This window comes from Burkholderia sp. M6-3 (assembly GCF_050858985.1).
Classification (GTDB): Bacteria; Pseudomonadota; Gammaproteobacteria; order Burkholderiales; family Burkholderiaceae; genus Paraburkholderia; species Paraburkholderia caledonica.
Genome location: NZ_CP110093.1, coordinates 277236 through 297650, shown reverse-complemented (window position 1 = coordinate 297650; position 20415 = coordinate 277236). Strand labels below are relative to the sequence as shown.

General features: G+C 62.3%; 19 protein-coding genes and 1 pseudogene. 16 read left to right on the top strand and 4 right to left on the bottom strand.

Going from position 1 to position 20415, the window contains the following annotated elements:
• Positions 1-145 precede the first annotated feature (145 nt).
• Positions 146-451: a macro domain-containing protein gene (locus OH764_RS36570; RefSeq protein WP_498851833.1), complete on the bottom strand. Its 306-nt coding sequence runs from the start codon at positions 449-451 to the stop codon at positions 146-148.
• Between the two features lie 45 nt (positions 452-496).
• On the bottom strand, positions 497-1270 hold the full coding sequence (locus OH764_RS36565; RefSeq protein ID WP_498851832.1) for a hypothetical protein: 774 nt from the start codon (positions 1268-1270) through the stop codon (positions 497-499).
• 147 nt (positions 1271-1417) lie between these two features.
• On the opposite strand from OH764_RS36565, the gene OH764_RS36560 reads away from it, so the two are divergent.
• From OH764_RS36560 to OH764_RS36545, 4 genes are all read left to right on the top strand, one after another.
• Positions 1418-2089 (top strand): tyrosine-type recombinase/integrase, encoded by a 672-nt coding sequence (locus tag OH764_RS36560; RefSeq protein WP_498851831.1) that lies wholly within the window; start codon positions 1418-1420, stop codon positions 2087-2089.
• 106 nt (positions 2090-2195) lie between these two features.
• Entirely contained in the window at positions 2196-2444 is a 249-nt protein-coding gene (locus tag OH764_RS36555) for an AbrB/MazE/SpoVT family DNA-binding domain-containing protein (RefSeq protein WP_440785191.1), read from the top strand.
• Positions 2438-2758, top strand: coding sequence for a type II toxin-antitoxin system PemK/MazF family toxin (locus OH764_RS36550; protein WP_440785190.1), 321 nt, complete (start codon positions 2438-2440; stop codon positions 2756-2758). The genes OH764_RS36555 and OH764_RS36550 overlap by 7 nt, the downstream gene beginning before the upstream one ends.
• Before the next feature lie 368 nt (positions 2759-3126).
• Positions 3127-3828 (top strand): IS6 family transposase, encoded by a 702-nt coding sequence (locus OH764_RS36545; RefSeq protein WP_498851830.1) that lies wholly within the window; start codon positions 3127-3129, stop codon positions 3826-3828.
• Positions 3829-4066: 238 nt separating this feature from the next.
• On the opposite strand, the pseudogene OH764_RS36540 reads toward OH764_RS36545, so the two are convergent.
• A pseudogene (locus OH764_RS36540) lies at positions 4067-4546 on the bottom strand (helix-turn-helix domain-containing protein); the annotation flags it as partial.
• Positions 4547-5257: 711 nt separating this feature from the next.
• Between OH764_RS36540 and OH764_RS36535 the strand changes: the two are divergent.
• The 12 genes from OH764_RS36535 to OH764_RS36480 all read left to right on the top strand — a co-directional run bounded on the left by OH764_RS36535 (position 5258) and on the right by OH764_RS36480 (position 19269).
• Complete coding sequence (locus tag OH764_RS36535; protein ID WP_498851829.1) at positions 5258-7054, top strand: pyruvate oxidase; 1797 nt, start codon at positions 5258-5260, stop codon at positions 7052-7054.
• Positions 7055-7065: 11 nt separating this feature from the next.
• The gene (locus OH764_RS36530) at positions 7066-8172 is read left to right on the top strand and encodes an enolase-like domain-containing protein (protein WP_498851828.1); all 1107 of its coding nucleotides are present in this window, start codon (positions 7066-7068) and stop codon (positions 8170-8172) included.
• Between the two features lie 24 nt (positions 8173-8196).
• Positions 8197-9114, top strand: coding sequence for a hypothetical protein (locus tag OH764_RS36525; RefSeq protein ID WP_498851827.1), 918 nt, complete (start codon positions 8197-8199; stop codon positions 9112-9114).
• The gene (locus tag OH764_RS36520) at positions 9111-9758 is read left to right on the top strand and encodes a gluconate 2-dehydrogenase subunit 3 family protein (RefSeq protein WP_498851826.1); all 648 of its coding nucleotides are present in this window, start codon (positions 9111-9113) and stop codon (positions 9756-9758) included. Before OH764_RS36525 ends, OH764_RS36520 begins: the two co-directional genes overlap by 4 nt.
• Positions 9748-11403, top strand: a complete 1656-nt coding sequence (locus tag OH764_RS36515; RefSeq protein ID WP_498851825.1) for a GMC family oxidoreductase — start codon at positions 9748-9750, stop codon at positions 11401-11403. The genes OH764_RS36520 and OH764_RS36515 overlap by 11 nt, the downstream gene beginning before the upstream one ends.
• Positions 11403-12413, top strand: coding sequence for an SDR family oxidoreductase (locus OH764_RS36510; protein ID WP_498851824.1), 1011 nt, complete (start codon positions 11403-11405; stop codon positions 12411-12413). The genes OH764_RS36515 and OH764_RS36510 overlap by 1 nt, the downstream gene beginning before the upstream one ends.
• A 5-nt stretch (positions 12414-12418) precedes the next feature.
• Complete coding sequence (locus tag OH764_RS36505) at positions 12419-14194, top strand: glycoside hydrolase family 15 protein (RefSeq protein WP_498851823.1); 1776 nt, start codon at positions 12419-12421, stop codon at positions 14192-14194.
• Between the two features lie 1017 nt (positions 14195-15211).
• Positions 15212-16129, top strand: a complete 918-nt coding sequence (locus tag OH764_RS36500; protein WP_498851822.1) for an Nmad3 family putative nucleotide modification protein — start codon at positions 15212-15214, stop codon at positions 16127-16129.
• On the top strand, positions 16126-16845 hold the full coding sequence (locus OH764_RS36495) for an Nmad2 family putative nucleotide modification protein (RefSeq protein WP_498851821.1): 720 nt from the start codon (positions 16126-16128) through the stop codon (positions 16843-16845). The genes OH764_RS36500 and OH764_RS36495 overlap by 4 nt, the downstream gene beginning before the upstream one ends.
• Before the next feature lie 397 nt (positions 16846-17242).
• Entirely contained in the window at positions 17243-17830 is a 588-nt protein-coding gene (locus tag OH764_RS36490; RefSeq protein ID WP_498851820.1) for a class I SAM-dependent methyltransferase, read from the top strand.
• A 314-nt stretch (positions 17831-18144) separates the two neighbouring features.
• Positions 18145-18867 carry a helix-turn-helix transcriptional regulator gene (locus OH764_RS36485; RefSeq protein WP_498851819.1) on the top strand — a complete coding sequence of 241 codons (723 nt, stop codon included), beginning with the start codon at positions 18145-18147 and terminating at the stop codon, positions 18865-18867.
• Positions 18868-18894: 27 nt separating this feature from the next.
• Positions 18895-19269 (top strand): VOC family protein, encoded by a 375-nt coding sequence (locus OH764_RS36480; protein WP_498851818.1) that lies wholly within the window; start codon positions 18895-18897, stop codon positions 19267-19269.
• 289 nt (positions 19270-19558) lie between these two features.
• Here the strand turns inward: OH764_RS36480 and OH764_RS36475 are convergent, their stop codons facing one another.
• On the bottom strand, positions 19559-20413 hold the full coding sequence (locus tag OH764_RS36475) for an HAD family hydrolase (RefSeq protein WP_498851817.1): 855 nt from the start codon (positions 20411-20413) through the stop codon (positions 19559-19561).
• Positions 20414-20415 lie beyond the last annotated feature (2 nt).

Genomic DNA, 20415 nt, shown 5'->3' with positions numbered 1-20415 from the left:
CGATCGATGTCTTCCAGGATACCGAACAATCCGCGCGTCGGCAGACTTTTTCAACACAATCACCGCTACTGCGGCCGCTCGCCGCGATAACATGAACGTCGCATGAGGGTCGACACGGGAAGTTCGCAAATGAGTTCGTCGCCGTTCATGCAAGCGCGTCGGGTGCCGGAAATTCCTGGTAACCCGCGTCCGTTGGGTAGGCGCTGTAGTCAGGATAGACCGTGTGGACTATCCGACGGTCCTGCGGATGAAAGCCGGTTGTCCTCCTGCCCATTTTCGCTTCGCAAGTAATCAATCGGCTAGTGCCCATCATCTCGCCCAAGTATGTGCCGTCCGGGGCGAACACCTCGTCCCCGACGAAGCGCCCAACGTTACGGCCGTCGCGCGCCCACAGGTCGTCCCCGTCCCGATAGCCGAAGCTCTTGCCACCCCAAGTCCATAGCCAGTCCACTTTCCCTCCCCCCCGTTGTTCGGGCCCGCAGCCGCAGAGCGAATATCACCGCGATGGCTCCTGCGCACGCGTGTCGTCGAGCCACTCGAGCAGCGACGGCCGAAAAGTGAAAGCAGGGCGCATTATCCAGGCTGCAACGTTCTCCCTGATTTGCGGCAGAAGGTCCTCAGGCTCGAAGGGATCCAGGACGCCGCCCGGCTCGTCCACAGAGAGGTGCGCACCGGTCAACCTAACGCCGTCCCAGTACAGCACGCTATTCTCGGTAATGTCTGCAGTGGTCCCTGGTGGTCGGTCGCGAAGGAGCATGGAAATGTTTGCGCAGGCACTCTCCAATTCGGCGCCGAGCGGAGCACGCTTGTATTCACGGCGGCTCAATCCGGCGGTCACGTATGCCAGTCTGACGAACGCAAAGGCCCGTGGACCAAGTTCCTGCTCAGCGCAGCCCGTATAGGCACAAAAGTGCTCGAAGTCGTCCAACGGTGTATGACCGAGATCGTTTGTTGGTAGATCGCGCTTCCCGATCACAAGTTGGAGCAAATCATCAGGCTTCCCGTAACACATGGCGTCCTCCCGTCCTGTCCTTCCCGGACCGAGCAAGGCGGATTCCTGAGGCGCGAGCGGAGCCATCTTTGTGACGCTGCCGGCCGCCGGCATTCTTTCCGCAGGCTGGCAAAGGAAGCACTGAAGCCCGTCCGGGCTCATGTTGCTGCGAAATGAGCGGCCCTTCGGCCTCTTATTGATGGTTTGATGCCGACGCTCGCCGCTATCCTTTACGAAGTCTCTCAGGTTCTGCCACGGCCCTAAGAATGCGCAGAACATTTAGCCGACCCTTCGCGGTCGGCTTTTTTTCGCCTGCGGTGGCCGCTTTTCCGAGGTATCGAACAAACAAGCCGTGATACGCTTGAAAAAGAGCCTCATCAAATCTCTCTCTGAATATTTCTTTAACTGATCCTATTCAGAGGGCCCATGACCCAAGCTGCAACACTCCGACCGGCTCAAATCCGGCATCTACTCGCCGTCACGTCTGCAACATCGCGCCATCCTGCGCGCGATTGTCTCGTACTACTGCTAGGCATTACGTGCGGAATGCGCGTCAGCGAAATAGCTCAAATCGAGGTTCAAGACGTGCTGTTTCCTTCGGGCGCAATCCGTTCAGAGGTCAGCCTTCGCGCTGCAATTACGAAGGGTTGTCGGCAGCGATGTATCTATCTCACGCATGCAAAAACGGTTTCGGCTCTGGAGTGCTATCTGAGCCATCGCATTGCGCGAGGCATCGGAACCGAACTAACCGCCGACCGCTATCGCGGACTCGCGCCGTCTACCTGTCTAGTCCTTGCTGGCAAGGCCCGCAAGTTTGCGATGAGCACTAAGCGGCGCATCAACGAGGCCGGCCAGCGGGTTGATTACTTTGCGTGTGACAGCCTCCAAGCCCACGTCACAAAACTCTACAGAGATGCCGGGATACGCGGGGGATCGTCGCATTCGGGTCGACGCTCGTTTGCCAGCAATCTCATCGAGCAAGGGCACGATATTGAGACGGTGCAACAGCTTCTAGGTCATGCGGAGCTTGACCACATTTTGCCCTATCTGGCCGTGTCCGATAAAAAGCTGCGACAGATGTTTCGCGACGTGTTGTGACAGTCATCTCCGATTCGGCGGGCCAGACAAGCAACGTCGAACGTTATAACATTGTCTTTACTTTCGCGGCGCAACGGATTAACATTGTTCTTACCTTGGAGGATTCATGAAGACGACGATTCGCAGAATGGGGAACTCGCAGGGCGTGCTGATTCCCAAGCCTGTCCTCGCGCAACTCGGGCTGGAGAGCGAGGTGGAGATGGAAGTCGAGAACGACGCGATTGTTCTGCGCCGCCCAAAGCACAAAGCCCGTGAGGGTTGGGCGGAAGCAAGCAAGGCTCTGGCCGAGAGCGGCGACGATGCGCTGGCCATGGGCGAGTTTTCGAATGCCGATGACGCGGAGCTTGCATGGTAATGCGGGGGGAAGTCTGGTTGGTCGCACTTGATCCGACGCTTGGTAGCGAGATTCAGAAGACGCGCCCCTGTGTCGTCGTTTCGCCTCCGGAAATGCACGACCACTTGCGCACCGTCATCGTCGCGCCGATGACTTCCAAGGGCCGTCCAGCGCCGTTTCGGGTTTCCGTGACGTTCAAGCGCAAACAGGGTTTGATCCTCCTGGATCAGGTTCGCGCAGTAGACAAGGTGCGCCTGGTTAAGAAAGAGGGTGCGGTTGCCGATAAGACGTTGTTGGACACCCTGCGGACCTTGCAGGAAGTCTTTGCGGAATAGGGAAAATCATGAGCAATACAGACCTCCAACGTAAGCAGCGGTGCGCCAACAGGCTGCATTTCCTCGCTCAGGAGCAGGTGCGCGTTGGACGGCAGATTCAGCAATTGAACTACGTTCCTACGCCTGAGCTAAAGGCCCAAATGGATTCGCTAATCGCTGAGTACGATCGCGCAGTCGCTGACTTCGATGCGGCCAGTGAGACTTGCGATACGCCTGTTTTCGTCGCAATTGGTCGATAAGATTGGAAAACGGGGGCGCGACATGGCACTTGCCAACCTTGCGCGAGACGGATGGGAACTCGACGAGGATCTGTTGCAGTAAGACGCTCCGTTATGATGTACTGAACGACACGAACAACTGAAAGCCCGATGAAGACGTTGAATCCGGTAGTGGCCCGAGTGCTCAAGCGCCTGCATTTTCCGCTGGACGTGATTCTGACCTGCGTGCGCTGGTATGTAGCCTATCCTCTGAGCCTGCGGCACCTCGAAGACATGATGGCCGAGCGCGGCGTTTCGGTCGATCATTCGACTGTGCACCGCTGGGCCGTCAAGCTGTTGCCGGTGCTGGAGAAAGCGTTTCGCCTGCGCAAGCGGCCAGTTGGCAAGAGCTGGCGCATGGACGAGACGTACATTCGCGTCAAGGGCGAATGGCGATATCTTTATCGAGCCGTCGATAAGGACGGCAACACCATCGACTTTCTGCTACGTGCCCATCGGGACAAGACTGCAGCCCGGCGTTACTTCGAGAAATCGATCGTCTGGAATGGCGCGCCCGATACAGTGAACATCGACAAAAGCGGTGCCAATCTCGCCGCGCTCGATGGGATCAATGCCGACCGCGAAACGCCCATCAAGATCCGCCAGTCGAAAAATCTTAATAACCTGGTTGAGCAGGACCATAGGGCGATCAAGCGGCGAACGCGACCCATGCTGGGGTTCAAGAGTTTTCGCTGTGCCCGGATCCTTCTGGCCGGAATCGAGTTGATGCACATGATCACGAAAGGGCGGATGAAGTGTGTTCGCGGAACCCATCCGTCGGCCGCTGATCAGTTCTACGACCTCGCAATATAAGTTGTACTTCGCATATCGATCTCGATCGCCGTTCGGTTCTTATCGCGACAGAGCCACTGGAGCGCCAATAAGCGGCCGCTTGCGAAGTGAACCGATCGGCCAATTTCAGACGCTCGTCATCGCCTCGCCGCCGACAGCTGAACGTCTCTTTAGCGCGGACATCGGCCATCTGGCCATCGTTGAGTGAGCCGCTCGTGGACAGACCTCGCTGAACCGCAACAACTTCCGTTTCGGGTGGCGGGTTCCCCCGGGCGCTCCTGCGCAGGACACCGGCCAGTACGCCATACGTTCGGACGAATGCGCGGCGCATCCATTCCCGGTCTGCGAAACCCGTTTCCTGCGCCACCACGCTGATCGTATGGCGGCCTTGCTCGACCATGAATCTGACTGCTTCCAGACGAAGCTGTTCGACAGCCTTGGCGGGCGACTGACCGGTCTCGGCCACGAACGCACGGCGGAACTGTCGAGGGCTGAGGTTCGCCACTTCCGCGAGCTCCTGGATGGTGAGGGGATTGCGCAGGTTGCGGCGAACGTGCGAGCGAACCAGTTCGATCCGATCGGATTTAGATGTCATGTCCAGCAGTGCGGAATGCTGCAACTGACCACCCAGTCGACGCTGATTCATGACAAGCAGGCGTGCAACCATTTTTGCCCCGTCGGGGCCGAGGTCGTTGTCGAGCAACGCCAAGGCGCGATAGGTGCCTGCCGTCATTCTGGCAAGTTCCCCGTGCTGGCGGGCAATCCTGCCGTGGTGGCGGCGGAAAACACGTCGCTGATGCGGCTGCTTCTGGAAGGCGGCAATAGCCCGCAGACGCTGAACGGGCCGGAGCGCCGCAAGATGCCGGCGTTCGCGAACCGGTTCACCGACGCCGAGATTGGGCGCGTGCTGAGCTTCGTGCGCAGGTCATGCGAAATCGTGCGATGCCGGTCGCCACGCGCGACGTCGCTGTGTTGCACGAGAAGCTGAGGAAATGATGGGCGTACGGCAGAGGTCGAGACTATCTCGGAGACAGACGCAATGAGCGCAACGTGCGAACCGCTCGCCGTGACCGACTTCGAGCCCGTCGGCAAGACACAATGGCCCAGCCCGGCGGGTTTGCTGCAATCCTGCCGCTTACCGGCTCTCTGACAGATGCCTGCGCAGTGCTGCAAGCCTGCCCAACGTCGGAATTTGCAATCGAAGCGATAAAGATTTCACCGGACCTGGTCATGCAAGCCGCCGCTCCCCACCCTTCAGGACAAACTCCTGGAGCGTCTTAGCGACGTTATTGGCTGGTGTTAAGCGTTGCAGCGGCAACCCGTGGATGTCTGGCAAATGAAGATTGCGCGTTCATAGCGGACGCCGGTGGGTGCGGTACGGTAATTGCGTCATGTTGTGACATAAATGACTTGTAATGGCTCAGCTTTCCATGCCACCAAGGAGTACCGCATGACTACCACTGTCGCGGATTTTCTCGTTGACCGACTTCATTCCTGGGGCGTGCGCCGCATCTACGGCTATCCGGGCGATGGCATCAACGGCATTCTGGGCGCGCTCAATCGCGCCAACGGCAAGATCGAATTCATCCAGACGCGGCACGAAGAGATGGCCGCGTTCATGGCTTCCGCGCATGCCAAGTTCACGGGCGAGCTGGGTGTGTGCCTCGCGACGTCGGGCCCCGGCGCCGCGCATCTATTGACCGGTCTTTACGACGCGCGCCTCGACCACATGCCGGTGCTCGCCATTGCCGGCCAGCAGGCCCGCGCGTCGCTTGGCGGCCACTATCAGCAGGAGGTCGATCTCGAGGCGATGTTCAAGGACGTTGCGGGCGCGTTCGTGCAGCAGGCGAGCGTGCCGTCGCAGATTCGTCATCTGGTCGATCGCGCCATTCGAACGGCGCTCGGCGAGCGCACGGTCACGGCAATCGTGTTGCCGAATGACCTTCAGGAACTCAAGTACGAGCCGCCGCCGCGCAAGCACGGCACCGTGCATTCGGGCGTCGGTTACAGCGAGCCGAAGATCGTGCCTTACGCCGACGACCTCAAACGCGCCGCCGAAGTCCTCAACGCCGGCAAGAAGGTTGCGATATTTGTTGGTGCGGGCGCGCTTCACCCGACAGACGAAGTCATCGCCGTCGCCGAAAAACTCGGCGCGGGTGTGGCGAAGGCGCTGCTCGGCAAGGCGGCCTTGCCCGACGACCTGCCGTTCGTCACCGGCTCGATTGGTTTGCTCGGGACCGAACCGAGCTACACGCTGATGACCGGTTGCGACACCTTGCTGATGATCGGTTCGGGCTTTCCCTATTCGGAGTTCCTGCCGAAAGAAGGCGCGGCACGCGGCGTGCAGATCGACATCAAGCCCGACATGCTTTCAATTCGTTATCCGATGGAAGTCAATCTTGTCGGGGACAGCGCCGAGACCTTGCGCGCGCTTCTTCCGTTGCTGGAGAAGAAGACGGAGCGCGAATGGCGCAAGGACATCGAAGGCTGGATGGAAGACTGGTGGAAGAAACTCGAAAAGCGCGCGCTTGAATCCGGCGCGAGCGGCGTGAATCCGCAGCGCACGGTGTGGGACCTGTCGCCGCGCGTGCCGCCCAATGCGATCGTGACCAGCGATTCGGGATCGTGCGCGAACTGGTACGCACGCGATCTCAAGATCAAGCGCGGCATGATGTGCTCGCTTTCGGGCGGACTCGCGTCGATGGGCGCAGCGGTGCCCTACGCCATTGCCGCGAAGTTCGCACATCCGGAGCGACCCGTCATCGCGCTCGTCGGCGACGGCGCAATGCAGATGAACAACATGGCCGAACTCATCACCGTATCGAAGTACTGGAAACAATGGGCCGATCCGCGCTGGATCTGCATGGTGCTCAATAACGAGGACCTGAACCAGGTCACGTGGGAACAGCGGGTCATGAACGGAGACCCGAAGTTCGAGGCGTCGCAAGACATTCCGTCGGTGCCGTATCACCGCTTTGCGGAACTGATTGGCTTGCGCGGCATTTATGTCGACGACGCGGCGCGCATGGCTGCGGCGTGGGACGACGCGCTGGCCTCCGATCGTCCGGTTGTCATCGAGGTCAAGGCCGATCCCAACGTACCGCCGCTGCCGCCGCATATCAAGCTGCAACAGGCCAAAGCATTCGCCACGACGCTGTTCGAAGGCGATCCCAACGAGGGCAACGTGATCATCAGTACGGCGAAGCAGGTGCTCGGCGCGGTGCTGCCGGGTCATAAGGACAAGTAGGCGAGCGCGCCATGCACCTGACCCATCGTGAAGCGCCGGTCGAATCCGTCCGGACCCGAGCCTACACCATTCCGACCGATCGCCCGGAAGCGGACGGCACCTACGCGTGGCAGTCCACTACGCTCGTCGTGGCAGAGGTCACGGCCGCGGGCAAGACCGGCATCGGCTACACCTACAACGACGCGGCCACCGCGCAGTTCATCGAGGCTACGCTGGCTTCGGCGCTGATCGGCGAGGACGCGTGGAATGTCAGTGCGCTGTGGCTCCGCATGCAGCAGCGCGTGCGCAACATCGGCCGTTCGGGAATCACCGCGACCGCCATCTCGGCGCTGGACTGCGCGCTATGGGACGTCAAGGCGAGGTTGCTCGACATGCCGCTCGCGCGGCTTCTCGGCGCGGCCCGCAGCCACGTTCCGCTTTATGGCAGCGGCGGCTTCACCACTTACACGGACGACGAAATGCGTGAGCAGCTCGGCCGCTGGGTGCACGAAGACGGATGCCGCTGGGTCAAGATCAAGATCGGCACCGAGCCGTCGCGCGATCCGCATCGCGTGGAAGTGGCCCGCGAAGCCATTGGCTATCATGCCGGCCTTTTTGTCGATGCAAACGGCGCGCTGGATCGCAAGCAGGCGCTGTTCTACGCCGAAGCATTCGCGGCCCACGGCGTGGAATGGTTCGAAGAGCCGGTTTCGTCCGATGACGTGGCCGGCCTCGCATCGCTGCGCAATGCGTTGCCTGCGCGTATGGAACTGGCCGCCGGGGAATACGGCTACACGCTCGACGATTTTCGCGTGCTACTCGCCAATGAAGCCGTTGATGTCTTGCAGGCGGACGTCACTCGCTGCGGCGGCATCACCGGCTTTCTGCGCGTGGCCGCGCTCTGCGATGCCTTTCATGTGCCGCTTTCGGCGCATTGCGCGCCCGCGCTGCATCTCCACGTGGCGTGCGCGGCACCGCGTTTGCGGCATCAGGAATGGTTTCACGATCACGTACGCATCGAATCGATGCTCTTCGAAGGCGCACCGCGTGCGCACGACGGCGCGATTGCGCCGGACTGGTCGCGGCCCGGCTGCGGGCTCGACTTCAAACATGCGGATGCACACCGGTATGCGGTTTGAGACTCGCGATTCAAGACGCCAAAAATGACGCAAACCAGATCAATCGACATCGCTATCGGTTGCGGTCTCGCTGCCGCCACTTTCGCGCTCGTGCGCCTTGGCGGAAAGAAGACGCCGGCCTCGCCGGTACGGACGCACATCGACACGGCGCGAACCTTCAACCACAGTTCGGCGCTGCTCGCGCTGTCCGTGCTGACAGACAGCGCGATGGAGCACTATCGCGGCTCGTTCGACAATCCGGCAATGTACACGCCGCTAGTGGTCTCCACGCTGTCGCTGTTCGCGGGGCTGCATGGCGGCTCGGATCGCGAGCCGGCGCGGCATCCGGTGCGCGATTCGATCTATCTGGGCGCGGCGCTCGCGGGGGTCGCAGGCACGGGTTTCCATCTGTACAACATCACGAAGCGCCCCGGCGGATGGAGCTGGCACAACCTCTTCTATGCGGCGCCGATGGGCGCGCCGATGGCCTTGCTGCTCTCGGGCGCGCTGGGCGCGGTGTCTGAACGGCTACGAGACGAGCCCGCGCACGAGCCACGTCTCTTCGGCATGCCGGCGGGCCAGGCACTCGCGCTGCTGACGAGCGCCGGGCTGGTCGGCACACTCGGCGAGGTCGCGCTGCTGCATTTCAGGGGTTCGTTCCAGAACCCGGTCATGTATGCACCCATCGTGATTCCGCCGGTCGCCGCGGCGCTGCTCGTCAACGCAGCGCTCGCACCGCCGCGCGAACACTGGTTCACGCGGCTATGGCTGCGTGTGACGACGACGCTCGGTTTCATCGGCGTGGGTTTTCATGCACGCGGCGTCGCGCGCGCTCGCGGCGGCTGGCGCAACTGGAGCCAGAATCTGTTCAACGGCCCGCCCTTGCCAGCGCCGCCGAGCTTTTCGGCGCTCGCACTCGCGGCTTTAGGCGCGCTCCGTCTTCGGGAGACAGAAAAGAAATGACCGGACTGCCCCGCTATCCTGGCTATGACGTGACGGCGAAACGCGATACACCCTCATGGGACGACGTGACGCGCACCGTGATCGACGAGCGCCTGGCAACGCCTCACGAGCCCCGTTTTTTCGATGCCGTCGAATGGCGAGCGCTTGGTGCGTTGTGCGCGTGCATCGTGCCGCAAGACCGGCAGCGCCCGGAAGTTCCCGTGGCCGCACTCGTCGATGCGCGGCTCGCGAAAAACGTTGGCGACGGTTATCGCGACGCCCGACTGCCGCCCATGCGCGACGCGTGGCGCATCGGCCTTCGCGCGCTCGATGCGGCAAGCCGGACGCGTCACGAACTGCCCTTCGCCAGCCTCGGCGATGGCGCGCGCCACGCGCTGCTCACCGACATGCAGGAAGGCAAGCTCGACGGCCCCGAATGGCGCGGCATGCCGAGCGCGGTCTTCTTTGCGAAGCGCGTGCTGCACGACATCTGCGGAATGTATTACGCGCATCCTCATGCGTGGAGCGAGATCGGTTTCGGCGGACCCGCCAATCCGCGTGGCTACGTCCGCATGGTGGCCGACCGGCGCGATCCGTGGGAAGCAGCGGAAGCCAGGCCCGGCCACGAAGACGAGGCATACAAGGAGAATCGCCGTGTCCGCTGACACACCGCACGATGCGCAACACGTCCCGCGCGGCAAGCACGGACGCGCGCCCGACGTCTTTCACCCCGGCGCATGGATTCCGATGCGCGAGTATCCGCAGGATGAAGCGGTCGACTTTGCGATCGTCGGCACCGGCGCGGGCGGCGGTACGCTCGCCTGCCGTCTCGCCGAAAAAGGCTTCAAGGTCGTCGCGTTCGACGCGGGCGCATGGTGGCGTCCTCTCGAAGAATTCGCCTCGGACGAGACGCATCAGGGCAAGCTGTTCTGGACCGACGAGCGTATCTGCGACGGCGAAGACCCGCTTCACCTCGGCAACAACAACAGCGGCAAGGCGGTGGGCGGCAGCACCGTCCACTTCGCGATGGTCTCGTTGCGCTTCCGTCCGGAGTGGTTCAAGTCGCGTTCGCTGCTCGGCTACGGCGCGGACTGGCCGCTCGACTGGCGCGAAATGTGGCGCTACTACGGCGAAGTCGAAGAGGCGCTCAAGATCGCGGGCCCGGTGAACTATCCGTGGGGACCGAAGCGGCCGCGCTACCCGTATCGCGCGCATGAACTGAACGCGTCCGCGCTCGTGCTGGCGCGCGGCTGCGAGGCGCTCGGCATCGACTGGTCGCCGACGCCGCTCGCCACCGTCTCGGCGCCGCGCGGCGACGCGCACCCGTGCGTGTATCGCGGCTTCTGCGTGTCGGGTTGCGCCACCAACGCGAAACAGAGCGCGCTCGTCACGTGGATACCCCGGGCGGTCCGCGCCGGCGCCGAGATTCGCGATCTCGCGATGGTCGGCCGCATCGTCATGGGCGACGACGGACGCGCGAGCGGCGTCGAATACATGCGCGAAGGCCGCTGGCAATTCCAGCGGGCGCGCAACGTCGTGGTCGCGGGATACGCAATCGAAACGCCGCGCCTGTTGTTGATGTCCGCGACCGACCGCTGCCCGGATGGCCTGGCCAACAGTTCCGGCCTCGTCGGCAAGAATCTGATGGTGCAGATGAATCAGGCGGTCTGGGGCACGATGGACGAAGAAATCCGCTGGTACAAGGGCCCGCCTTCGCTGTCGCTCACCGAGCACTGGAATTACGAGGACAAGGGCAAGGATTTCTTTGGCGGCTATTGCTATATGAGCCAGGGACCGTTGCCGGTCGCGTGGGCGTCGACACAAAACGGGCGAGGTCTGTGGGGCCAGCAGTTGCAGGACGAGATGCGCAAGTACAACCATCAGGCGGGGCTGAAGATCGTCGGCGAAGCCATGCCGCAGGAGCGCAACCGCGTGACGCTCGCCGACGAGAAGGATCAGTACGGACTGCCCGTTGCGCGTGTGACGTATTCGCTGTGCGATAACGACCGGCGACTCGTCAAGCATTCGCTGGACTTCATGAGCCTCGCGCTCGAAGCGGCCGGCGCGCGCGATGTCTGGCGCGAAACCGACGACACGTGTCACCTGAACGGCACGGCCCGCATGGGCGACGATCCAGCGACCAGCGTGGTCAATGCCGACTGCCGGAGCTGGGACATCGACAATCTGTGGATCTGCGACGGCTCTGTGTTTCCGACCGTTGGCGGCGTGAATCCGTCGCTGACCATACAGGCAATCGCCATGCGTACGGCCGACAGGATCGAAGCGCTTGCGGCGCGAGGAGACCTCTGATGCGAAGCACCAGTACGGAACGCAAGGTAGCCGTCATCACCGGCGCCGGTGCGGGCGTGGGACGCGCGGCCGCAGATGAATTCGCGCGCCACGGTTATGACGTCTCGCTTCTGTCGCGCGACGAAGACCGGCTCGCACGGGCTGCCGCTCAGATCGAAGCGGGCTTCGGCGTGCGTGCGCTCGCGCTTCCCACGGACGTCGCCGATGCGAGCGCCGTCGAGGCGGCGGCATCGCACGTGGAAGAGACGCTCGGCCCGATCGACGTCTGGGTGAACGTGGCGATGGCGACCGCGTTCGCGCCGGTCTCCGCGCTCGAACCCGCCGAGATCGAACGCGGCACGAAGGTGACTTACCTCGGGCAGGTCCACGGGATGATGTCGGCACTCTCCCGCATGCGCACGCGCGACCTGGGCACGATCGTCAACGTCGGCTCCGCGCTTGGCTACCGCTCGGTGCCGCTGCAATCTGTCTACTGCGGCGCCAAATTCGCGATTCGCGGCTTCACGGATTCCCTGCGCTCAGAGATCCTCCACGACGGTTTGAAGGTCCATCTGACGATGGTCGACCTGCCCGCCGTCAACACGCCGCAATTCGACTGGGCGCGCAACAAGATGGGCAGGCGCGCCCGGCCCGTCGCGCCGGTCTTTCAACCGGAGGTCGCCGCGCGGGCCATCTTTTTCGCGGCGACGCACCGTCGCCGCGAAGTGTGGGTGGGGTTCTCGACTGTGAAGGCGATTCTGGCGAACCGCGTTGCGCCCGCGCTCATCGACCGCTATCTCGCGAAGTCGGGCTATACGGGTCAGCTGACGAACGAGCCGCTGGAAAACGGCGCTGCCGGGAATCTGTTCGAGCCTGTGCGCGGCGACTACGCGGCACACGGCAGATTCGACGGCGAAGCGACCCAGCACTCGTGCGAAATGTTCACCGATCGTCATCGGAGCTTCTTCTGGGCACTCGCTGGCGTGGGCGCGCTGAGCCTGCTGCGCGCCGCGGCGAGACGGCGGAGCTGAAGCCGATGAGCCGCCCGATCGAAGACTATGCGCTGCTCGGGGACGGCGAAACGGCGGCGCTGGTCAGCAGTGACGGCTCGATAGACTGGTTGTGCTGGCCGCGTTTCGACGACGATGCGTGTTTCGCCGCACTCCTTGGCACGGCCGATAACGGCCACTGGGCGCTCTCGCCGGTCGCCGCCGTCCAGCGCCGAGCGCGGCGCTATCAGGACGACACGCTGATCATGGAGACCGACTTCGACGTCGAGGACGGCGCCGTTCGCGTGACCGACTTCATGCCAGTCGGCGACGGTCCAAGTTCGGTGGTGCGTATCGTTACCGGGTTGCGCGGCGTCGTCGAGATGGACTCCAAATTGCAACTGCGCTTCAACTATGGCGAACTGACGCCGTTGCTAGATCGTCGCGACGACGCATTCGAGGCGCACATCGGACCAGACCGCGTCGTGCTTCGGACAAGCGCTCACATCGAGTTAGCGGACGGCACCCTGCGTTCGCGCTTCGCAGTCAAGGCAGGCGATTGCGTGAGCTTCGCCATGACCTACACGCGCACACACGACGCGCCCCCGCAACCGCTCGACGTCCAGCACGCGTTTCATGAAACGCAGCGTTTCTGGCGCGACTGGATCGCCAGGTTCGACGACACGCGAACCGCGTGGCCGCAGGCTGTTCGTCGCTCGCTGTTGACGCTGAAGGCGCTGATCCATCGGCGGACCGGCGCGATCGTCGCTGCGCCCACGACCTCGCTGCCCGAAGCGCCCGGCGGCGAACTGAACTGGGACTATCGCTATGCTTGGTTACGCGACACGAGCTTTGCCATGGTCGCCCTGCTCAATGCGGGGTTTCATGAGGAAGCGGGCGCATGGCGCGACTGGCTGTTGCGCACGGTCTCGATTGTGCCTGAGCGAAGCAGGATCATGTATCGCGTGGATGGCGGGCGTCATCTCCGCGAGTGGACCGTGGACTGGCTACCGGGTCATCGCTATGCAAAGCCCGTTCGAATCGGCAACGCCGCGGCTCATCAGCATCAACTCGACGTGCTGGGAGAAGTGATCGACTGCCTCGACGTCGCCCGTCGGGGCGGGCTCGAACCCACGGCGCATGAGGACTTGATCGAGACGCGCATTGTCGGACACCTGGAGGAAGTCTGGCGCCTGCCGGGCGCCGGAATCTGGGAAGCGAGAGCAACGCCGCGCCATTACACGTACTCGCGCGTGATGGTCTGGGTGGCGCTCGACCGTTTCGTCAACCGCCATCAGTCCGGCAGCGCGAGCTCTGCGATCGTGCAACGGCTTGCCGTGCTGCGTGAACGCATCCGCCAGGAGGTGCTCCGGGAAGGCTGGAACGAAGGGCTCGGCACCTTCACGCAGTACTACGGCGGCGAAGAGCTCGACGCCAGTCTGCTGCTGATGCCGCTAGTCGGTTTCATTTCCGCCGACGACCCGCGCATGGCGTCGACCATCGGAAACATTCGCCGCGAACTGAGCGAAGACGGACTCATACGGCGCCACCACCGCAATGCGGGCGGCCCGAGCGAAGGGACGTTTCTCGCCTGCTCCTGCTGGATGGCGGATTGCCTGAATCTGCAAGGACGCACACTGGAAGCGCAGCAACAGTTCGAGCGTGTGCTGGCCGCCGCCAACGACGTTGGCTTGCTCTCCGAGCAATACAACGTGCAGCGCCGCGAACTTGCAGGCAATTTTCCCCAGACGCTCAGTCATCTCGCGATCATTAACACGGCCTTGGGTTTAAGCGGGCCGACTCTGCAGAGGGGCGGAGGATGAAGGTGATTATGTGGGTAGATAGTTGTTTTCAGTGGCGCGATAGTAACTTCCACTCAACGGTCACGCGTTAGTATCGCGCCTTATCGTCGGATTGCACCGTTGGGGTCACGACTCAGTGCCGCCAAGCGTGCGTTCGCCGCGCCGACAGGGCACGCACCAATACAACGAACGCTGAAACCGCTACGGTGCAATGCCCCGGAACTCCGCCGTGCGGAAGATATTCTCGTTGACGCCGAACAAGACGATTCAGACGAGTGCTCCGGCCGATAGAACCATCGCCGCAGCAGCAACGGTGATCAGATATGCGCGGGTAATCCGCACAGCATTCTCGCTCAAATCAGACTCCCGCCTAGTCGGTCCGAGATACCCACGGAGCCGCGTACAAATATGACGCGAGAGTTGCCCGGGCACTGCCTCAAGCCTGCCACAAGCCGTCGTTCGTGATCTTCCCCTCGCTCGGCGAAACCTTGGCCGTTTGCATTGGACGACACCCTCGACCAGCGGCTCACGGCCGCTTGCTACCTTGGTCGCTTTTCTCCTGTACCACTTTTGCAGTGACGTACCAGAGTCGCTCTGTCGCTTGGCGAAAATTGCCCGCAGTGCGGCGGAATAAGTCGAATGAGGGTTCGGACGGGAGCGAATCATTGCGGCGCTATGCTGGGAGTCAGCACATGTTCCAGGGCACTTCTGACCGGCGCTGACACTAGGTGACGGTACGCTCCTTGCCATTGTGCCGGGGCAACCTTCTATTATATGACGCTTAGACCGCTGCACCATTTCACGTCGCATGCGGTGGCCACGATGAAACGGTAACGTGGAGCGATCACGCCGGACCGCGAGGACGGCTGGCAGTGGCATTACCTCGACCGCCAACGCTGACATCTCCGTGAATCTATCGCTGGTCCGAGCAGGCACCGGATCTCCGAGAGTTGCGGGCGCGCCACGCATCGGCCATGGGAATCGTGTTCGGGCGAACGCGGTGCGACCACGCGGCGAGGGCGTTACCAGGAGCCACGCTTGAAAATCATTTTCAGCCGCAAAGGGTTTGATTCACAGTATGGCCGAGTGCCGAGCCCTATCCTTCCGGATGGATCGCTCCAGACTTTCCCCATCCCGTCGCGCTATGGCCGCCCGCTTGGCGACATCCAGTGTCCTCTGGGTCCGCTACACCACCTCGCCGGCGACCTCACGGACGGCGCGATCACTGCGCGTACGTCCGTCCACCTCGACCCTGACCTGACCGAAGGCAGCGCCGCGCGCCTGTCTGGGTGGCGCGCCTCACTCGGACAGGTGGGCTCCGCGCAGAAGCACCTCGCGAAACAGGGTGTCGGCCCCGGGGACGTTTTCCTGTTCTTCGGATGGTTCCGCAAGACCGAGAACGTCGCGGGCCGCTGGCGGTACGTGCCCGGCGCGCCGAACGTGCACGCCCTCTTTGGCTGGCTGCAGATCGGCGAGGTCCACCGGGTTGGCGCATCCGAATGCCCGCCGTGGCTGGCGGACCATCCGCACGTGCAGTACGCCGATCGCATTGGCGTGGATAACACGATCTATGTCGCCGACGACAGGCTGGCGGGCTTGCGCCAACGCGCGCCTGCGGCTGGCACATTCCGCAATTGGGGCGCAGGCCTGCAGCTCACCGCACCCGGGTCCTCGCGATCCATCTGGCGTGTGCCGCGCTGGCTCCTGAGAAACCCCGACGAGCCCGCGCTCAGCTATCACCGCGATCCCGCGCGCTGGCGGGTCGAGGACGATTGGGCGATCGTGCAGACGGTCGGCAAGGGTCAGGAGTTCGTGATCGACGTGGGCGACTGCAAGGAAGCATCGCAATGGCTGCAGGGCCTCGTGCTTCGCCATGGCATCGCGCCGCCCGTCACGCGCGAGACGGCGCACGCCGCCAGCATCGCGGGGTCTACCGCGGCAGGAGCCGTCGTATGAGCGTCACCATGGGCTACAAGATGACCCACGACAGCGGCTTCGCGCCCAACCCGTTCCACGGGGTGCTCACGCTTGCCACGTGCAAGCCGAGGATCCGTGCATGCCGTGAGGCCGGTGACTGGGTGGCTGGCTTCGTATCGCAGTCTCTGGTCGATAGCGCCGCGCGCCGCGGCGTCACTATCCCGCGCGACTGGCTCGTGTACCTCATGCAGATTGGCGAAGTCCTGCCGCTGCACGACTACTTCGATGACAAGCGGTTCGTGCGCAAGCAGCCGCCGCGCGAGTCGAACGACGCGATCGCCCTGTGTGGCGACAACATCTACTACCTCGACCACCGCGGCCACTACGAGCAGCTCGAGAACCGGCGCCACACGCGCGCCGAGGCGCACCACGATACCGCTGGCGTCAATGCGCTCGTGGCCGGCCGCTTCTACTACTTCGGCCGCCAGTGTTTCGTGCCTGACGGTGGATGGGCCGCGATGACGAGGGCCGCGCTATCACGAGGCCGCACGTTCTACTGTCCGGACGGCTTCGCTGAAAAGATCCTTCGGTATCTCAACGCCCGCGGGATCGACGAGGGCGTCCACGGGCTGCCGTCGATGATGGAAGGCACCCCGGCTGCGGCGCAGTCGTGCGACCCTTCCGGCCGCATTCAGCCCTTCGCGCTGCCGGCTCGCCCCGGTAGTCGTAAGAGACCGGGTTCCTGCGCACGTTGAAAAACGGAAAGCGGCGAGGCCGACTTTAGCAGGGCGGCTCCTATGCTTGCCTGCTGTGAACGAACAATAGAGTCCGACACAAGACAATACAGTTCGACCCGAAACAATAGAGTTTGACACACGCGCTTTGGCGTTCCGGGCGAGGTCGGCATCAGCAGGCCCCCTTCGGGCTGAGGCCGGCCACAACCGGCCATTCGACTCAGCGGGCTGGATCGTCGACAATCCGGTGACGGAGTACCATCGGGAGAAGCCTCCATCAAGTGAGCACGGTAGAACGAAAATCGTTTGGTTACGACGAGAGCACCATTGGCGATGCGAACGTGGCTGGCTAGCACCGTGGCTTTGCAGATTTGCTGCCGCGTCGACGAAATAGCAGGCACAACATGTGAAACAGTCTATGGACACCAGAACTCTTAGCGCCTACGACCAGAATTCCGCCTCATTTGCAAAAGACTGGGATGAGCAGCCGCCAGCGACAGACTTGCACGCGCTCATACGGAAGTACTTCCGTCCCGGACGCACGGCGGACGTCGGCTGTGGCAGCGGACGCGATGCCGCGTGGCTGGCTTCGAATGGTTTCCCGACCATGGGCTTCGAGCCTTCGAAGGGTTTGCTGGAAGAGGCTCGACGGCGCCATCCTGACATCCAGTTTCAGGTCGCCGCGCTACCGGAGCTCGAGGGCGTCGCAGACGCCAGTTTCCAAAACGTGCTGTGCGAAACTGTCATCATGCATCTGGAGGCGGAACTGATTGTGCCTTCGGTGCGCAAGCTTCTGGACATCGCGGAGCCCGGTGGAACACTGTATCTGAGCTGGCGAGTCACCGAGGGCAAAGACCGTCGGGACGAACATGGACGGCTCTATGCCACCTTTAGTCCTTCCCTGGTGCTTCAGGCCTTATCCAACGCAGCTGTTGTTCTGAATGAGCAAGTGGTGAGTCCTTCGTCGGGTAAGGCGATCCGTCGTATCATCGCCAGGAAAGGATAGAAGCGCTTGCCAAGGATCGCAATGGGCGCGCCGCGACCCATAACGCCCCCTCGATCCAGCGGAGTTGTCTTCCAGCACCATGCCCGCATCTGCATGCCGTCCATGCCAAAGATTGGCAGCAGCTCACGGACGATCCGACGGTCGGCGTTGGGTCCACCGAGCCGACCGCATTGGGCATAGGCCGGCCAGGAAGGGACGCCCAGTCGTATAGATCGTCGACAATGCAATGACCGTCGGAACGAATCAACTGCATTCGGTCCGAAGCATTGGATCACATTGTTGATTCTCCTCCGTGTCGATATCAGAATTCACGTATGTCCCGTGCAGAACGCCTCCTTCAACTCCTGCAAGTGTTACGTCGTTATCGACGTCCCGTGAGCGGCCAAACCCTCGCTAATGAGCTCGGCGTGAGCACCCGCACCTTGTACCGAGACATCGCCAGTTTGCAGGCCCAGGGAGCAATGATCGAAGGGGCGCCGGGCATTGGCTATGTGATGAAGCCGGGCTTCATGCTTCCACCCATCATGTTCCGCTCGGAGGAACTCGATGCCTTGGTGCTTGGCATGCGCTGGGTGGCCGATCGCTGCGACGAGACGCTATCGGCAGGCGCGCTCGGCGCGCTTGCAAAGATAGCGGCGGTGCTGCCCGCTGAACTGCGCCGCGAGCTAGAGGAATCTTCGCTGCTGGTCGGCGCGCCGTTGAAGAGACCTGCCCACACGATCTCGCCGGACCTGCTGCGTGCCGCGGTCCGTGCAGAGTCGAAGCTCGAGATTACCTACGTGGACGGCAGCGGCATTCGATCGCGGCGCGTCGTTTGGCCCTTTGCCTTGGTGTATTTCGACCAGGCACGGGTGCTGATGTGTTGGTGCGAGCTTCGAGCCGATTTTCGCAATTTCCGTTCGGATCGGATCTTGAGCGTCGAGCAAAAGACGGAGCGCTACCCAAAGCGGCGTTCCACTCTGCTTCGAGAATGGCGCAAACTCAACCAGGTCGCTAGTCGCACGATACTGCCAGATTCTGACAGCATGGCTCAGTAGACTGAAGCTCTTTTAAAGGAGCTCAACATGAAGTTTGCATCGGTTCGACTGGTTACCGCGGATATTGAACGGCTGATCGACTTTTATCAGAGGCTGTCCGGAATCGAAGCTGTGCGGCTAGCCGATGGGTTTGCCGAATTGCGGTTCGCGAGCGCGACCCTCGCGATTTCATCCGAGCACCTGATCAAGCTCTTCAATGTTGGAGCGGCCACTGCCGCAGCCAATCAATCGGCAATCCTGGAGTTCGAAGTGGAGGACGTCGACATGGTGTTCGAACGGATGAAAGCGTCCGGTACGACCACCGTGATGCCGACGACATTGATGCCTTGGGGCAATCGCTCGCTACTACTGCGTGACCCGGATGGAAATCTCGTCAATATATTTTGTCGGCCCGGGCGTTGAGAAAGGCCGCGGTCGCAGTGGCCCGGTGCTTGCATGAATGGCCGTTTCTGGAAGACGCGAACGTCTCTTGTGGGTCCCGGAAGTGCGCGTTGACGACCGGCTGCTTTCGGGAGGCGAAATACCAATGACCGCTTTGCGGCGATGAGCCTGAAGCGCGGATGGTCTCGGCCCGACCCATTCCCGTCATCTGCCCAACCTCGGCCGATGTCTGCGACGTGACCGACAGCGGACGTCCGCGGGCCGCGTGACCGGCCCATCGAGGTCGCGATCTTTACCGGCCTGATCTGTTTCATCCGCGATCGAGGAGCGACGCGAGTTGCGGTAAATCGGAGGCGATAACGTCGATGTACGGCTCCGGCAAGGTATCGACCTCGGTCGCAGGACCGTTTTCAAAGGCACGCGGCACAAACGCCGTGAGCAGGCCGCTGCGCTTGGCCGCCATCAGATCCCACTTGTGAGCAGACGCCAGCATGATCTCGCCCGGTAAAAAGCCGAGATACTCAGAAGCGAGGTGGTAGACACGCGGATCAGGCTTGAACGCGTGCACCAGTTCGCCGGTGAGGATCGCATCAAAGAGCAGTCCTTCGCGTTTGACGAGGCCGATCATTCCCGCCATCGACGCATTAGTCAGCGTTGCAACCACGAACGCCTTACGCAGAGATGTTAGTCCTGCCAGCGTATCGGACCATGGTGTCATCGTTCCCCAGACGTCGAGCAAGCGGGTCTTGTCCTCGTCGGAAAGCGTATTGCCGCCTGGGTAACGCGTAAGCAACGAAGGCAACACCTCGGCATAAACAGCGCGGTTGGGTTGCCACGGCTTGCGCCCGGCGGCGATCTCGACGATAGCGTCATGTGCCGCAGCGCTCCACCGTCCCGCAAAAGTCGACCAGTCCTGAAGCCGCGGCGCGACTGCAGGGAGGCGGGCCAGTTCATGCATCATCGGATCATAGAAGTTGAAGACGGTGCCTTGCATATCGAAGACAAGGGCCTTCGGTCGAATGGTGTCGTGTGCAGTTGTCATTGCGGCTCCTGACGGTGACAGCGCGTGAGCGGGTGCAGCGGCGGAAACGAACGGCAGCGATGCGAGAAGCTGCACGAAACGCCGTCGTCCGGGTTGCAGTACATGAGACTTCGATAGGTTCATGA

What these genes read in the sequence shown, in the direction of transcription:
- OH764_RS36565 (WP_498851832.1), bottom strand. Translation starts at nt 1,270, where the DNA reads ATGTTCTGCGCATTCTTAGGGCCGTGGCAGAACCTGAGAGACTTCGTA.
- OH764_RS36560 (WP_498851831.1), top strand. Translation starts at nt 1,418, where the DNA reads ATGACCCAAGCTGCAACACTCCGACCGGCTCAAATCCGGCATCTACTC.
- OH764_RS36555 (WP_440785191.1), top strand. Translation starts at nt 2,196, where the DNA reads ATGAAGACGACGATTCGCAGAATGGGGAACTCGCAGGGCGTGCTGATT.
- OH764_RS36550 (WP_440785190.1), top strand. Translation starts at nt 2,438, where the DNA reads ATGGTAATGCGGGGGGAAGTCTGGTTGGTCGCACTTGATCCGACGCTT.
- OH764_RS36545 (WP_498851830.1), top strand. Translation starts at nt 3,127, where the DNA reads ATGAAGACGTTGAATCCGGTAGTGGCCCGAGTGCTCAAGCGCCTGCAT.
- OH764_RS36535 (WP_498851829.1), top strand. Translation starts at nt 5,258, where the DNA reads ATGACTACCACTGTCGCGGATTTTCTCGTTGACCGACTTCATTCCTGG.
- OH764_RS36530 (WP_498851828.1), top strand. Translation starts at nt 7,066, where the DNA reads ATGCACCTGACCCATCGTGAAGCGCCGGTCGAATCCGTCCGGACCCGA.
- OH764_RS36525 (WP_498851827.1), top strand. Translation starts at nt 8,197, where the DNA reads ATGACGCAAACCAGATCAATCGACATCGCTATCGGTTGCGGTCTCGCT.
- OH764_RS36520 (WP_498851826.1), top strand. Translation starts at nt 9,111, where the DNA reads ATGACCGGACTGCCCCGCTATCCTGGCTATGACGTGACGGCGAAACGC.
- OH764_RS36510 (WP_498851824.1), top strand. Translation starts at nt 11,403, where the DNA reads ATGCGAAGCACCAGTACGGAACGCAAGGTAGCCGTCATCACCGGCGCC.
- OH764_RS36505 (WP_498851823.1), top strand. Translation starts at nt 12,419, where the DNA reads ATGAGCCGCCCGATCGAAGACTATGCGCTGCTCGGGGACGGCGAAACG.
- OH764_RS36495 (WP_498851821.1), top strand. Translation starts at nt 16,126, where the DNA reads ATGAGCGTCACCATGGGCTACAAGATGACCCACGACAGCGGCTTCGCG.
- OH764_RS36490 (WP_498851820.1), top strand. Translation starts at nt 17,243, where the DNA reads ATGGACACCAGAACTCTTAGCGCCTACGACCAGAATTCCGCCTCATTT.
- OH764_RS36485 (WP_498851819.1), top strand. Translation starts at nt 18,145, where the DNA reads ATGTCCCGTGCAGAACGCCTCCTTCAACTCCTGCAAGTGTTACGTCGT.
- OH764_RS36480 (WP_498851818.1), top strand. Translation starts at nt 18,895, where the DNA reads ATGAAGTTTGCATCGGTTCGACTGGTTACCGCGGATATTGAACGGCTG.
- OH764_RS36475 (WP_498851817.1), bottom strand. Translation starts at nt 20,413, where the DNA reads ATGAACCTATCGAAGTCTCATGTACTGCAACCCGGACGACGGCGTTTC.